The 15,805-nt window shown below is 65.7% G+C and carries 9 protein-coding genes; 7 read left to right on the forward strand and 2 right to left on the reverse strand.

What is annotated here, in order from left to right; genetic code table 11:
* Positions 1-38: 38 nt before the first annotated feature.
* Together E5673_RS09595 and metH are read left to right on the forward strand one after the other, a co-directional pair.
* Entirely contained in the window at positions 39-1,097 is a 1,059-nt protein-coding gene (locus E5673_RS09595; protein ID WP_136189819.1) for a homocysteine S-methyltransferase family protein, read from the forward strand.
* A 127-nt stretch (positions 1,098-1,224) separates the two neighbouring features.
* Positions 1,225-3,939 carry a methionine synthase gene (metH, locus tag E5673_RS09600; RefSeq protein ID WP_136189820.1) on the forward strand — a complete coding sequence of 905 codons (2,715 nt, stop codon included), beginning with the start codon at positions 1,225-1,227 and terminating at the stop codon, positions 3,937-3,939.
* 33 nt (positions 3,940-3,972) lie between these two features.
* Here the strand turns inward: metH and E5673_RS09605 are convergent, their stop codons facing one another.
* A complete protein-coding gene (locus E5673_RS09605) occupies positions 3,973-5,433 on the reverse strand; it encodes an aldehyde dehydrogenase family protein (protein ID WP_136189821.1) in 1,461 nt (486 codons plus the stop codon).
* A gap of 106 nt (positions 5,434-5,539) precedes the next feature.
* Between E5673_RS09605 and E5673_RS09610 the strand changes: the two genes are divergently transcribed.
* The 3 genes from E5673_RS09610 (at position 5,540) to E5673_RS09620 (ending at position 8,872) form a co-directional block, all read left to right on the forward strand.
* On the forward strand, positions 5,540-6,514 hold the full coding sequence (locus E5673_RS09610) for a quinone oxidoreductase (RefSeq protein ID WP_136189822.1): 975 nt from the start codon (positions 5,540-5,542) through the stop codon (positions 6,512-6,514).
* A gap of 340 nt (positions 6,515-6,854) precedes the next feature.
* A complete protein-coding gene (locus tag E5673_RS09615) occupies positions 6,855-7,535 on the forward strand; it encodes a response regulator transcription factor (RefSeq protein ID WP_210731829.1) in 681 nt (226 codons plus the stop codon).
* Positions 7,532-8,872, forward strand: coding sequence for an ATP-binding protein (locus tag E5673_RS09620; protein ID WP_136189823.1), 1,341 nt, complete (start codon positions 7,532-7,534; stop codon positions 8,870-8,872). Before E5673_RS09615 ends, E5673_RS09620 begins: the two co-directional genes overlap by 4 nt.
* Before the next feature lie 62 nt (positions 8,873-8,934).
* On the opposite strand, the gene E5673_RS09625 is transcribed toward E5673_RS09620, so the two are convergent.
* Positions 8,935-11,454 carry a TonB-dependent receptor gene (locus E5673_RS09625; protein ID WP_136189824.1) on the reverse strand — a complete coding sequence of 840 codons (2,520 nt, stop codon included), beginning with the start codon at positions 11,452-11,454 and terminating at the stop codon, positions 8,935-8,937.
* 264 nt (positions 11,455-11,718) lie between these two features.
* Here E5673_RS09625 and E5673_RS09630 point away from each other — a divergent pair, with 264 nt between their 5' ends.
* Together E5673_RS09630 and E5673_RS09635 are read left to right on the forward strand one after the other, a co-directional pair.
* Positions 11,719-14,781, forward strand: a complete 3,063-nt coding sequence (locus E5673_RS09630) for a TonB-dependent receptor (protein ID WP_168711594.1) — start codon at positions 11,719-11,721, stop codon at positions 14,779-14,781.
* Between the two features lie 5 nt (positions 14,782-14,786).
* Complete coding sequence (locus tag E5673_RS09635; RefSeq protein WP_168711595.1) at positions 14,787-15,803, forward strand: phytase; 1,017 nt, start codon at positions 14,787-14,789, stop codon at positions 15,801-15,803.
* Positions 15,804-15,805 lie beyond the last annotated feature (2 nt).

Consider the following 15,805-nt stretch of genomic DNA (forward strand, 5'->3'; position numbering starts at 1 on the left):
CCGACCCCTCCCGCCAGCGGGAGGGGAGGAGATTGTCGATGACACCACGTGAACGTTTCAACGCGGAAGCCGCCAAGCGCATCCTGATCACCGACGGCGCGTTCGGCACCGAGATCCAGAACTGGAAGCTCGACGAGGCGGCTTACGCAGGGTCGCTCGGCTTGTCGCACGACCAGAAGGGCAACAACGACATCCTGGCGATCACCAAGCCGGACGTCCCCGAGACGATCACGCGCGAATATCTCGAGGCGGGGTCGGACATCGTCTCGACCAACACGTTCAGCGCGAACGTCATCTCGCAGGCGGACTATGGTGCCGAGCATCTGGTGCGCGAGATCAACGTCGAGTCCGCGCGGATCGCGCGTGCGCTCGCCACCGAGTACGAGGCGAAGGACGGCCGCCCGCGCTTCGTCGCCGGCGCGATCGGGCCGACCAACAAGACGCTGTCGCTGTCGCCCGACGTCAACGATCCCGGCTTTCGCGAGATCGACTTCGATTATCTCAAGGGCGTGTACCGCGAGCAGATCGACGCACTGCTCGAAGGCGGCGAGGGGGTCGGCGTCGACTTCATCCTGATCGAGACGGTGTTCGATACGCTCAACGCCAAGGCCGGCATCATGGCGGCGATCGAGGCGGGCGATGCGCTTGGGCGCGACGTGCCGATCATGATGTCGATGACGTTGACCGACCTCAGCGGGCGCAACCTATCGGGGCATACGGTCGAGGCGTTCTGGCATGCGGTGCGGCACGCCAAGCCGATCACGATCGGGCTCAACTGCTCGTTCGGCGCGGAGCAGCTGCGGCCGCATGTGAAGACGCTGTCGGCGATCGCGGATACGCTGATCATGGTGTATCCGAACGCGGGGCTTCCGAACGAACTCGGCGAGTATGACGAGCAGCCGGCGACGACCGCTGGCCTCGTCGGCGAGTGGGCGGTGGCCAAGCAGGTCAACGTGCTCGGTGGCTGCTGCGGGTCGACGCCGGCCCATATCAAGGCGATGGCTGACGGCGTGCGCGGGCTCGAACCGCGGGTTGTCGCTCGGCCGGAAGTGCGCACCAAGCTCGCCGGCCTCGAACCGTTCACGATGGCCGCTTAGGCCACTGCTCCCTCTCCCCGCCGGGGAGAGGGCCGGGGTAAGGGGCGCCACAAACGCTACCCTCCCCAACTACCCCTCACCCCAACCCTCTCCCCGGAGGGGAGAGGGGGCTAGAAGAAACGAACCGATGACCTCTTCCTCCACCTCTTTCGTCAACATCGGCGAGCGCACCAACGTCACCGGCTCGGCGCGCTTCAAGAAGCTGATCATGGCGGGCGACTATCCCGCCGCGGTCGAGGTCGCGCGCCAGCAGGTCGAGAGCGGCGCGCAGGTGCTCGACGTCAACATGGACGAGGGGCTGCTCGACGCGCACCACGCGATGACGACGTTCCTGAAGCTGATCGCCGCCGAGCCCGACATCGCGCGCATCCCGTTCATGGTCGACAGCTCGAAATGGAGCGTGATCGAGGCCGGCCTGAAGTGCGTCAGCGGCAAGCCGATCGTCAATTCGATCAGCATGAAGGAGGGCGAGGAGCAGTTCCTAAGCCAGGCGCGCAAGTGCATGGCGTACGGTGCGGCGGTCGTCGTGATGGCGTTCGACGAGGTTGGCCAGGCGGACACCAAGGAGCGGAAAGTCGAGATCTGCGAGCGCGCGTACAAGCTGCTCGTCGGGATCGGCTTTCCCCCTGAGGACATTATCTTCGATCCCAACGTGTTCGCGGTCGCCACGGGGATCGAGGAGCACAACAACTACGGCGTCGACTTCATCGAGGCATGCAAGGAGATCAAGGCGCGCTGCCCACACGTCCATATCTCGGGCGGGCTCTCGAACTTCAGCTTCTCGTTCCGCGGCAACGAACCCGTGCGCCGCGCGATGCACAGCGTGTTCCTGTATTACGCGATCCCCGCGGGCATGGACATGGCGATCGTCAATGCCGGCCAGCTCGACATCTACGACGATATCGATCCCGAACTGCGCCAGGCGGTCGAGGACGTCGTGCTCAACACCGATCCCGAGGCCGGCGACCGGCTCGTCGCGCTCGCCGAACGTTACCGCGGCACCGACGTGGTCGCCGAGAAGGCGGCTGCGGAATGGCGCTCGCTGAGCGTTAACAAGCGGCTCGAATACGCGCTCGTGAAAGGCATCGACCTCCACGTCGTAGAAGATACCGAGGAAGCACGGCTGATCATCGACGGCAACAACGGCCGTCCGATCGAGGTCATCGAAGGCCCGCTGATGGACGGCATGAACGTCGTCGGAGACCTGTTCGGATCGGGCAAGATGTTCCTGCCGCAGGTCGTCAAGTCGGCGCGCGTGATGAAGAAGGCGGTCGCGCATCTGCTGCCGTACATCGAGGCGATGAAGGAGCCCGGCGCGCGCGGCAAGGGCAAGATCATCATGGCGACCGTCAAGGGCGACGTGCACGACATCGGCAAGAACATCGTCGGCGTGGTGCTCCAGTGCAACGGCTTCGACGTGGTCGATCTCGGCGTCATGGTGCCGTGGTCGAAGATCCTCGAGTCCGCGAACGAGAACGACGCGGACATGATCGGGCTGAGCGGGCTCATCACGCCGTCGCTCGACGAGATGGTAACCGTCGCCGAAGAGATGAAGCGCGCCGGCATGACGATGCCGCTGCTGATCGGCGGCGCGACGACGTCGAAGGTGCATACCGCGCTCAGGATTGCGCCGGCGTACGACGGCCCGGTGGTACACGTGCTCGATGCGAGCCGTGCGGTAGGTGTCGCGTCGACGCTGGTGTCGGACACGATCCGCGACGAGTTCGTGACGAAGACCGCGGACGAATATGAGGCGGTGCGGATTTCGCGGGCGAACAAGGGGCAGAGCGAGCTTTTGCCGTTGGAAACCGCTCGTGCGCGAGGGTTCGTGGCGGACTTCGCGATGAAGCCGCCTGCGCCGGTGAAGCCCGGCGTGCATGTGTTCGCGGACTGGGATCTGTCGGATCTGCGCGACTATATCGACTGGACGCCGTTCTTTCGCGCGTGGGAGCTGGCGGGAAATTTCCCGGCGATCCTGACCGACGAGGTGGTCGGCGAGAGTGCGAGTTCGCTGTATGCGGATGCGCAGGCGATGCTCGATACGATCGTCGCGGAGAAGTGGCTGACCCCGCGCGGGGTCGCGGGGCTGTGGCCGGCGCGCCGCGAGGGTGATGACCTGGTGGTCACTGCTTCCCCCCTCCCGCAAGCGGGAGGGGCCGGGGGTGGGCACGCGCTCTCCTCCACCGGCACGCTTCAGGATGGCGCTAGCCCACCCCCCAACCCCCTCCCGCAAGCGGGCGGGGGGGAAGAGGTAAGGCTCTCCATGCTCCGCCAGCAGATCGCCAAGCGCGAGGGCCGCGCCAACATGTGCCTCGCCGATTTCGTCGACACGCAGGACGACTGGTTCGGCGGCTTCGCAGTCGGCATCCACGGGATCGACGAGCACATCGCGCGCTTCAAGGCGGACAACGACGACTATAACGACATCCTGCTGAAGGCACTCGCCGACCGCTTCGCCGAGGCCTTCGCCGAACGTCTCCACAAGCACGTCCGCACCGATCTCTGGGGCTACGCGCCCGACGAACAGCTCACCAACGACGCGATGATCAAGGAACAGTATCGCGGCATCCGCCCCGCGCCGGGCTATCCCGCATGCCCGGATCACAGCCTCAAGCCGATCCTGTTCGACCTGCTCGACGCCGAAACCGCGACCGGCCTCGAACTGACCGAAAGCTTTGCGATGTTCCCGACCGCCGCCGTCTCGGGCTTCTATTTCGGTCACCCGCAAGCAGAGTATTTCGGGGTAGCCCGCGTCGGCCGCGACCAGCTTGAGGATTACGCGGCACGACGTGGCGCCGACCTGAAGACCGCCGAACGCTGGCTTCGTCCTAACCTGGATTGAAGGCCCTTCCCCGACGGGAAAGGGCCTTGGAGGTTACGCCCCCGCTTCGGCTGGTTTCCCTTCGCGCACGTCACCCGGCAGTCCAGTGATCGTCTTCACCTCCATGAAGTCCGTCAGCCCATACCGCCCGTTCTCACGACCATTGCCCGACTGCTTGTACCCCCCGAACGGCGCGCCGATGTCCGGGCTCCACGAGTTGATCGTCACCAGCCCCGCGCGCAACTTCGGTGCGACCTTCGCCGCCGCCGCCGGATCACCCGAGATCGTCGCCGACAGCCCGTATTCGGTGGCGTTGGCAATGCGGATGCCCTCGTCCTGATTCGCGTACGACGTGATCGTCGCAACCGGACCGAACGTCTCCTCCTGCGCGATCCGCATGTCGGGACGCACGTCGGTGAACAGCGTCGGCTGGATGTAATATCCTGCGTTGCGCCCGTCCGGACGTCCGACACCGCCGGTCACCAGCGTGGCGCCTTCATCGATCGCCGACTGGATCAACCCCTGGATCTTGTCGAACTGCGCCTTGTTGACGACCGGGCCGATGTGCTGGCCCATCTCGGCGGGATCGCCGACCTTGGTCTGCTCCATCATCGACTTCACGATCGCGGTCGCCTCCGCGACTTGGCTGGCATGCACGAGCAGGCGAGTTGGAGCGATGCAGCTCTGGCCGGAATTGGCGAGCACGCCCGCGACAGTCGGCGGCAGGACGGTCGCAAGGTCGGAGCCCTCGAGCACGAGGTTCGCCGCCTTGCCGCCAAGCTCCTGATGCACCCGCTTCACGGTCGGCGCGGCTGCCAAAGCGACCGCGATGCCGGCGCGGGTCGAGCCGGTGAAGCTCACCATGTCGACGTCGCGGTGCGCGCACAATGCTGCGCCGACGCCGGGACCGTCACCGTTGATCAGGTTGAACACCCCTGCCGGTACGCCCGCCGCATCCATGATCTCCGCCAGGATCACCGCGCACGACGGCGCTTCCTCGGACGGTTTCAGGATCATAGTGTCGCCCGCCGCGAGGGCAGGGGCGACCTTCGCGCAAATCTGGTTCAGCGGCCAGTTCCACGGGGTGATCATCGCGACGACGCCGAGCGGCTCGTGCACCACGGTTGCCTTGCCAATCGTCTCGGAGAATTCGAACGCCGCCAGCGCCTTTGCGGTTGCCGAGAAATGCGCGAGCCCGGTGGGCGCCTGCGCCATCGAAGCGAGCGCCATCGGGGCGCCCATCTCCTGCGACATCGCCTTCGCCAGATCCGGCATCCGCGCCTTGTATTCGGTCATGATCCGGCCGAGCACATCGAGGCGTTCCTGCACGCTCGTCTGGCTCCAGCTTTCGAACGCCGAGCGCGCCGCGGCGACGGCCTTGTCGACATCGGCGGCGGTGCCCAGCGTGACTTCGGTGCACGGCTGCTCGGTCGACGGGTCGATCACCTGATAGACGGCGCCGCCCTCGCTATCGACCCAAGCGCCGTCAATATACTGCTTTAAATAGCTTTTCATCGTGCCTCTCCGCATCTTGTCTCGCCAAGGAATGGGCTCGCCGGAGATCGGTTGCAACCCGAAACGCATGCCGTAGGTTGACCGGGAAATTTATCAGGAGGCCGGCATGGCGAGAGTGGCATTCATCGAGAAGACCGGCGGTCCGGAGGTCATCCAGTGGCGCGACGTCGAGTTGCCCCCGCCGGGCAAGGGCGAGGTCTGGATGCGCAACACCGCGGTCGGGCTGAACTATATCGACACGTACCACCGCAGCGGCGTGTACCCGATCGACCTGCCCTCGGGGCTAGGCAGCGAAGCCGCGGGCGTGGTGATGGCGGTCGGAGAGGGCGTGACCGATTTCGCGCCCGGCGACCGTGTCGGTACCTTCGGCCCGTCGCGCGGCGCCTACGCGACCGAGCGCAACCTGCCCGCGAACCAGCTGTTCAAGCTTCCCGACGCGCTCGACGATCAGACCGCTGCGGCGATGCTGCTCAAGGGCTGCACCGCCGAGTTCCTGGTCGAGCGCTGCGCCAAGGTGCAGGCGGGCCAGACCGTCCTCGTCCACGCGGCGGCGGGCGGAGTCGGCCACATCCTGGTCGGCTGGCTGAAGGCGATCGGCGCGACCGTGATCGCCAGCGTCGGCAGCGAGGACAAGGCGGCACGGACGCAGAAAGCCGGCGCCGATCACGTCATCCTTCACAAATCGGAGGAGATCGCCGCGCGCGTTCGCGAGATCACGGATGGGAAGGGCGTGCCTGTGGTCCTCGACGGTGTTGGTCGTGCGACGTGGGACGCGTCGCTCGACAGCGCGGCTAAGCGTGGCCTTATCGTCAGCTACGGCAATGCCGGCGGGGTGGTCGATGGTGTCAACATCGGCGTCCTCGCGCGGAAAGGTTCGCTGTTCGTGACGCGGCCGACGCTGTTCGATTATTACGTCACGTCGGAGGAAAGGCAGGCCGGCATCGCCCGCTTGTTCGCCATGCTCGACAACGGCGCGGTCACGCCGGAGATCGGCCGGACCTTTCCGCTCGAAGAGGCTGCCGCCGCCCATCGCGCGATCGAGGCGGGTGAGACTTCGGGGAGCACGATCCTGCTGCCGTAACGGGTGGGGGGATTTCAGGAGGCGGGTTCACGCGAAGGCGCGAAGGCGCGAAGAAGATTTGTTCACGCGGAGACGCGGAGACGCGGAGGTGTTGCGGGCGGTACGGGCGTGTCGTTCATCATCTTGCGGCGATGATAGGGGACCGTTGGTCCGGGAGAACTCTCCGCGTCTCCGCGTGAACCCATTCTTCTCATCTCTTCGCGCCTTAGTGCCTTCGCGTGAACCAATGCGACGCTCTCGCTAGGCGACGGACGGCGTTGTAACCTCCGGCTGAGCCCGCAAGACGCTTGTACGCGCGGCAAAGCACGATAGGGCGGATGCTTGCCCGAGTGAGACCGTGATGAGCCTGAACATTCTGCTGGTCGAGGACGATGCCGTGTTCGCGCAGGCGATGGCTGAGGAGCTACGCGGGTTCGATCACGGCGTGACGGTGGCACCCGATGGACGAGATGCACTCGCCGCGGTGGACAGCCAGGCGTTCGACGCGGTGATCCTCGACCGGATGCTGCCGAAGATCGACGGCATCTCCGTGCTGGAGCGGCTGCGTAGTGCGAACATCACGATGCCGGTCATCATGCTCAGCGCGCTCGGCCGCTCGGTCGAGAAGGTCGAGGGGCTGGAGGCGGGCGCGGACGATTATGTGGTCAAGCCGATTGCCGCGGTCGAGCTGAACGCACGCCTGCTCGCGCTGATGCGCGGGCGCGGCTGGACCGGGAGCGCCGGCGACACGATCCACGCCGGCGATATCGTCGTCAGCCCCACCAAGTTCCGGGCGTGGCGCGACGGCGTCGCGCTCGATCTCGGCAAGCTCGAGTTCAAGCTGCTCGCCGAGTTCGTCGCCAATGCCGACGCGGTGCTGACGCGCGCGATGCTGGTCGAGCGGGTCTGGGGGTACGACTTTGCCCCGACCACCAATATCGTCGACGTCTATGTGCGTCACCTGCGCGTGAAACTGACCGCGGCGGGGGGCGACGATCCCATCCGCACGGTGCGCGGCGTCGGATACATGCTGCGCGGATGACCCGCCTGCGATCGCTGCGCGCGTTGACGCTGGCGTTCCTGATCGCGTTCCTCGTCGCGACGCTCGGCACCGGGTTCGCGATCTACACCGCGACGCAACGCACGATCGAGCGACTGGTCGATCGCCGCATCCTGGTCGTGAGCGATGCCGCCGCCGGCATTTCCGGCGACCGCAGCCCCGAAGAGCTCGTCCGGCGGATCAACGCCGCGACCCGCGAGCGTGACACCGGCGATATCGGTTTCCTGCTGCTCGACGCGACAGGTCGCAGGCTCGGCGGCAACATCGCCTTGCCCCGTCGCCTGCCGGTGGGGTTCTCGACGGTCGCGTTGAAGGACCAGATCGCGGGGCTGTCCGCCGGGCGTGCGCTGGTCCGCGATGTCGGGCACGGCATGACGCTGGTGACGATCGCCGAGACCGAACCGTTCGACGACTATAATGCGGCACGTGTCCGGATCTACCTCATTGGTTTCGGATCGATCCTGCTGGTCGTCATCGGTGGCCTGTTGTTCTTCGTCATTACGATCGGGCGGCGGATCGGCGAGACCCGGCGGACGGTCGACGCGATCATCGACGGCGACATGTCGCGGCGCGTACCGGTCGATCGATCGGGCGGCGAGTTCGCGCACCAGGCGATGGCCTTCAACCGCATGCTCGACCGGATCTCGGAGCTGATGGCCGGGATCAGCAACGTCTCCAACGATATCGCCCACGATCTTCGCACGCCCTTGGCACGCTTGCGCAGCCAGTTGGCGCTGGCGTTGCGTCGGGCTCAGACGGACAGCCAACGCGACGATCTCGAAACCGCCATCGCGATGAGCGACGAACTGCTCGAGATGTTCGCGGCGATGCTGCGGATCGCCGAGATCGAAGGCGGCGATCGGCGTGCGGCGTTCGCGACGCTCGATCTAGCGGCGCTGGCCGAAGAGATCGCGACGATGATGCAGCCGGTAGTCGCCGATGGCGGCCGGACGCTGACGCTGGAAACATCGCCCGTCGCCGAGATCGTCGGCGATCGCCAACTGCTCGGCCAGATGCTCGTGAACCTGATCGAGAATGCGCTCCGCCACACCCCACCCGGCACCCGCATCGAGATCGGCGTCACGACCACCGGCAAGACTGCCACGCTTACGGTGACCGATACCGGCCCCGGCATTCCGCCGGATCAGCGCAAGCTGGCGTTGCGGCGGTTCGGGCGGCTCGACGCCAGCCGCCACGACGAAGGGCACGGCCTTGGACTGCCCCTGATCCAGGCGATAGTCCGGCTTCACCGCGGCACGATCGCACTCGAAGATGCGGCCCCCGGACTGCGCGTCGTCATCGCCCTACCCAAGGGCTGAAACGACGAAACCCGGACAGGCTGAGCGCCTGCCCGGGTTTCCAATTTACGCGGCAAGCCCGATCAGAACTTGACCGAAGCCTCCATGCCGTAGGTGCGCGGCGCGTTGAAATTGCCGTAGTCGCCCAGCACGTTGTTGACGCTGCCCGATGTGAGGTTGGTCGTCGGAGCGCCCGGCAGGCTGTTCGACGGGTCGCGGCGGAACACGTACTGCTTGTCGAACAGGTTGCGGACCCAGGCCGAGATCGTCACCGCGTTGCTGCCGCCGACGTGGATGTTCGCCAAGGCGAGACGCGCGTTGGCGATGAACGCGGGGTCGTTCTTAGTCGCGAACTGATCGAAGGTCTGCGTAGCCTGCGAGTAGTTGCCGTCGAGATGGAACTTGAGGTCCATGGCGCCGACCGGCATCGTGTAGTCGACCGATCCGTTGGCGGCATTGCGCGGCGTGAACACGATGTAGAAGTCCTGATACACGCCGGTCGACGCGATCAGTACGGGCGGGATCTTGGTGTAGGTATAGGCATAGCCCGCGGTCAACGTCAGGCCGTCGACCGGCTGCACGGTCAGGTCGGCCTCGATCCCGCGGATCTTGGTGATACCAGGCGCATTGATCGTCACCAGGTTGTTGAAGCTGCCCGACGCGGTCGTCTGGATCGAGCTGATGTCGACCTGGCTGTTCTTGCGATCCATGATGTAGCCGGCAAGGTTCAGGCGCGCACGGTGGTTCCAGAAATCGGTCTTCGCGCCGATCTCGTACGACTTCACGTCCTCGGGGTTGAACGTCTGGTAGTTGGACGTCCGCGAGCTGGCACCGCCGGCACGGTAGCCGGTCGCGTATTTTGCATAGACGTGGACCGTGTCACTGGCGTCATAGGCGAGCGTCGCCATCGGATTGAAGCGGTTCCAAGTGGCGTCGAGCGGCGCATAGCCGGCGGCGGTCAACTGGTCCTGGGTCGCCGTGTCGTAGTTCAGATTACGCGAGAAATGCAGCACGCCCTGCTTCTCGTCGCGCGTGTAGCGGCCACCGGCGGTCAGGTGAACGCGGTCGGTCGCGTTCCAGGTGACCTGGCCGTAACCGGCATAGCTCTTCGAATGCACTTCGGAGGCACGATCGATCGAGCGACAGCCCACGAGCGAGCCGAACCCGCCCGACCCGGTGCAGGGATCGAGCACCGAGATCGTCGTCAGCGCCGAATTGAACGCCAGCGAGTTCGGCGTCGCCGCGTCGTCGCTGATGTGCTCGTTGAAGTAATACAGCCCGGCGACGTAATCGAACTGGCCGACCGTGCCGACCGCCTGGAATTCCTGGCTGAACTGGTTCTGGTGGAGGTCGGCGAGGCTGTAGCGGCTGAAGTTGCACGCACTGCCGACGCAGCCAGCGGCAACGACGGGCACGCGGTGATAGCCGCCGCTATTGTCGTACTGCGTCGCGTTCACGCCGCGCCACGCGGTGATCGAGCGAAGTTCGATCTCGGGGGCGACATCCCAGCGGATATTCGACGTGAAGCCGTGCGTCTTGTCGATGCTCGGTTGCTGCGGGACGCCGATGTCGGCGACCTTCATCCGGCTGTCGCCATTGACGACGACCTGGCTCGGGAGTGGCTTCACGCTGCCGGTCAGCGTCGTGTAGTTGGTGCCGGGCAGCGCGCAAGCAGGGGACGCGGATTGCGCACCGGCCTTGCACCCGTTCGGGTTCACGTTGAGCAACTGGCTGTAGAACGGGCTGTTCGAGTCGTAGCCGTTATCGTAGCTGAAATCGGCGGTCATGCCCGAGATCGGACGGACGCGTGCAGTCGCCTTGAAGCCGCGGCGATGATAATAGTTGAAGCCGGTCTGGTCCGCGAGCGGGTTCTTGGTGGTCGCGTCCTGATGCTGGATGACGCCGTCGAGCTTCAGCGACACGCCGTACGTTTCGGGCAGGTCGACATGCAGCGTACCGTTATAGCTACCGTAGTTCGCGATCCCGCCGGTCGCGCTGCCGCCCCATTTGCCGCTCGGGCCCTTGGTGACGATGCTGAGCGCGCCGCCTTCGGTGTTGCGACCGAACAGCGTGCCCTGCGGGCCCTTGAGGACTTCGATCCGGTCGACGTCGAACAGCGCCGCGTTCAGGCCGTGCTGGCGGCCGAGATAGACACCGTCGATATAGACGCCGACGCCCTGCTCGCGCGCGGGCTGGTTGGCGTCGAGCGGAACGATGCCGCGGATACCGATCGTCAGCGCGGACTGGCGCGCCTCGAACGTCGCGACGCGCAACGACGGCACGGCGCCGTCGGCGAGATCGTACAGGCTCTGGACGTGGCGATCCGTCAGCGCCTGGCTGCTCAGGACGTTGATCGCGATCGGCGTCTTTTGCAGGTTCGTCTCGCGCTTGGTCGCGGTGACGACGATCTCGCCAAGACCGGTCTGGTCGGCGGGCTCCGCAGTGGCGGGGGCCGGATCGATCACGGGGTCTGCGGCAGCGGCAGCGGGCGCCGTATCCTTGGCGGCGGTCGGCGCGGGGGCCGCGAGCACTGGCGACGCGATCGCGACCGTCAGGGCGGCGCCGGCCAGCAGCCGCAAGCGCAGGCTTGCTGAATTCAACATCGAGAGTTTCCCTTTTTCGGCAGTCTTTGCCTTGAAGGGCGCGATAGGCGGCGGTCGTGGCACGTCCGTTACGAATATAAGAATCGCGTGACCGCCGATTTTAACGTTGGTTTAATGTAGGTTTATCCTCGCGCGTACGTGAGACGATTCCAGATGACGCCGCTGTCATGTGAATGTCATGCAAAAGTAACGTCGGTGCCATGCACGGCCGCTACCGCGCCTCCCAAGCCGGCTGAAGAAGTCGGGACCACCCGGGGGAATACCATGAAATCGAACCTGTCGACCCGCGTCCGCGGTCGCGTCCTCGCGCATGTGCTGCTCACCGGCTGCGCGCTGACTTCGCTGACCGCGACCAGCGCCTATGCGCGTCCCGACGCCGCGACCCCGGTCGGCGCGCCGCGTGCGCTCGGGAGCATCACCGGTACCGTGTCGCAGGCAGGCAGCGGCGACTATCTCGACGGTGCATCGGTCTCGATCCCGACGCTCGAACTGTCGACCGTGGTCGATCGCACCGGGCGGTTCTCGCTGGTCGGTGTCCCCGCCGGCACGCACGAACTGGTGATCCGCTATGTCGGCTTCCCCGACGCGCATCGGACCGTGACGGTCGCCGATGCCGCCGTGACGCTGGATGTTGCGATGACCACCGAAGTCGGCGCGAATCCGGGCGAGGGCGACGAGATCGTCGTCTCCGGTTCGCGCCCGATCGCGGAGTCCGAAGCCGCCGCGCTTCAGATCCAGCGAACCAGCCCCTCGCTCGTCTCGGTCATCGCCTCCGATTCGATCGGTCGCCTGCCCGATCAGAATATCGCGCAGGCGGTCAGCCGCCTCCCCGGCGTCGGCGTCCAGCGCGACCAGGGCCAGGCGCGCTACATCACGCTGCGCGGCGCACCGATCAACTGGACCACGCTGTCGATCGACGGCATCAACGTCGTCAGCCCCGAAGGTCGCGACGCACGCTTCGATTCGATCCCGTCGGCGATCGCCTCGCAGATCATCGTGCGCAAGGCCGTCACCCCCGACATGACCGGCGAGACGATCGCGGGCAACGTCGACATCATCACCCGTTCGGCATTCGATTATCCGGGCATGAAGGTGCAGGCCAAGGGCGGCGTCGGCCATGTCGAACTCGGCAAGAAGACCGAATATGAGGGTTCGCTCGTCATCTCCGACCGGATCGACACCGGCATCGGCGAGTTCGGCATCGTCTCGTCCGCCAGCCTGTATCGCCGCGGCATGGTCACAGACAATTTCGAGACGGATTTCGAAGCGGTCGACCGCGATCGCCGCCCCGGTTTCGAGACGCGCAACTGGGCTCGCGAGACCGAGAACAAGCTGTATCGCCTGACGCGTAAAAACTACTCGCTGTCGACCCGGCTCGACTGGCGCCCGGCGCCCGGCCACAAGCTGTTCGCGGAATCGATCTACTCGGCGTTCCAGGACGACGAACAGCGTAACAACTACATCTTCGACCTCGACGACCAGCAGTCGCGCACGCCCAACGGCACCGCCGCCTGCACCGTCAACGCACGACCCGCGACGGGCACGACCGGCTATGCCGACGTCTGCACCGGCAACACGCCGCTGCTCGGCACGGTCTACGGAATCGATCTCAACTCGAACTTTACGGTACGCAAATACAAGCAGTCGGTGTTCACCAACACGATCGGCGGCGATCACGAATTGGGCGCCTGGAACGTGAAATGGCGCGGTAATTTCACGCGTTCGATCGACGACCGGTCGCAGCCTGCACAGCTGAACTATGACAGCCCGTCGTTCGGCACCAACGGCGCGAACGCCGCCAACCGCCTGACGGTAGGTTATGACCTGACCGACCCACAGCTCGCCAAGGTCCAGCTGTTCCGCACGATCCGCAACCCCGACGGCACCTTCTCGCGCGGCGCGCAGGTCACGGCGATCGAAGACTTCCCGCGCACCCTCGCACGCCTGCGGTCGCTGAAGGCGCAGGACGTGACCGAAGCCTATACCGCCAAGCTCGACATCAGCCGCGAAGCCTCGGTGTTCGGCGCGCAGACGGTGTTCGCGGCCGGTCTCCGCTACGACGATCGTACCAAGACCGCGAACGAGTATCTGCTCGAGCTGAGCACGCCGGCCCAGTTCGCCGCGGCCGGCATTCCAACCGGGTACGCGGCAATCGCCAAGCCGGGCGGGTTCCAGGGCGAGATCCCGCTCGGCTATACCTTCCAGTATTTCGATCGGGACAAGATCCTGGCGCTGGTCGATCAAGCCAAGGCGGTCAGCCCGTTCGTGTCCACCGACGCCAATTTCTACGATGTCGGCGAGAAGGTCTATTCCGCTTACGCGATGGCGACGACCACCACCAACTGGGGCAGCGTCATCGGTGGCGCGCGCGTCGAGCATATCCGCAACGACGCTCGTGCGTTCTCGTCGCTCGGCCTGATCGACGTGAAATCGAGTCAGACTTTGGTCTACCCCAGCCTCCACGTGAACTGGGACGTCAATGATCGGATGAAGGCGCGGCTGTCGTTCAACACCGGCGCCGCACGTCCCGACTACGATCAGTTGCGCCCCAATCTCAGCATCAACGACGCGAACGCGACCATCTCCGGCGGTAACCCCGACGCGAAGCCCGAAAAGGCCAAGGGCGTCGATCTCTATGTCGAATATTACACGATGCCGCGCGGCTTCCTGTCGATCGGCGCGTACTACAAGGACGTCACCGATGTCCTGTTCGACTCGACCCGGACCTACGGCCAGACCAACCTGAACGCTGCCGGCGTCGATCGGTCGGGCTATGTCTACTCGACCATCATCAACGGCGGCAAAGGCTATATCATGGGGATCGAGGGCGCGATCCAGCAGCAGCTCGACCCCTTCACCGCCGATCTCGGCCTGCCAGACTGGATGGGCGGCTTCGGCGTCCAGCTCAACGCGACGATCAACAAGAGCCGCGCCGATACGCCGGCAACCGGCGCGATCCCTTCGCGGAAAGTTCGCCTGCCCGGCGCATCGGATGCGATCTACAATCTGATCGCCTATTATGAGAAATACGGCTTCTCGGCCCGCGTTTCCTATCAGAACCGGTCGGCGTGGCTCGATGCGATCGGCGCGGAGGACACGATCGGTGGCGTCGTCCGCGGAGTCGATGGCGGCGATTTCTACTGGGCCAAGGACAACGAACTCGACGCGTCCGTCCGCTACGCGATCAACGGCAATGTCGAGATCTACGGCGATTTCGCCAACCTGCTGAACGGTCCGGGCCGTCGCTATGTCGGATCTTCGGCCTACACGATCGAGCACGAGACGTTCGGCCGGCGTTGCACCGGCGGCGTGCGGGTGACGTTCTGATGCGCATGCTGCCCTTCATCGCGGTGTTGCTGGCGGGATGCGCGACGACCTCGACTCCGATGGCGGTCGAGGCGCCGACAGTCGCGGCGACCGCCGAGACCGACCCGGTCGACACCGCCGCCGATGCCGCGGACGATCCCGCGATCTGGCGCAACGCGAGCGATCCGGCGAAGAGCCTCGTCATCGGCACCGACAAGAAAGCCGGCATCCACGTCTACAGCCTGACCGGCAAGCGCCTCAGCTTCACCCCCGCCGCGCGGCTCAACAACGTCGACCTGCGCGATCTCGGGACGCGCGTGATCGCCGCGGCCAGCGACCGGGCTGACATCGCCACCGCGCACGTCTCGCTGTTCACGCTCGACACGGCGGCGGCGAAGCTCATCCCGCTCGACCGCTTTCCGGTAGGTCCGGGCGAGGCCTACGGCATGTGCCTCTGGACCCGCGCGCGCGACCACGCGCTGTTCGGCTTCGTCGTGCTCAAGGACGGCCGCATCGACCAGGTCGCGATCGACCTGTCCGGCGCATCGCCCAAGGTCACGACGGTCCGCTCGATGAAACTCGGCACCCAGTCCGAAGGCTGCGTCGTCGACGATCGCACCGGGCAGCTCTACGTCGCCGAGGAGGACGTCGGTCTCTGGCGGTTCGATGCCGACCCATCCGCGCCGGTCACGGCAACCGCGATCGCCAAGGTCGACGGCAAGACGCTGGTCGCCGACGCGGAGGGTCTCGCGCTCGCCCCGTCGGGCAGGAACGGCGGCTATCTCGTCGTTTCGAGCCAGGGCGACAACGCCTACACGCTCTACCGTCTGCCGGGCGTCACCTATGCCGGGCGTTTCCGCATCGGCGGAGGCGCAATCGACGGCACTAGCGATACCGACGGGATCGAACTGATGCTCGGCAACTTCGGCCCCGCCTACCCCCAGGGCCTGTTCGTCGCACAGGACGGCGACAACGCCCCGGCCACGCAGAACTTCAAATACGTCAGCTGGGCCGGCGTGAAGCGCGCACTGAAACTGCGCTGATC

This window comes from Sphingomonas sp. PAMC26645 (assembly GCF_004795835.1).
GTDB lineage: Bacteria > Pseudomonadota > Alphaproteobacteria > Sphingomonadales > Sphingomonadaceae > Sphingomonas.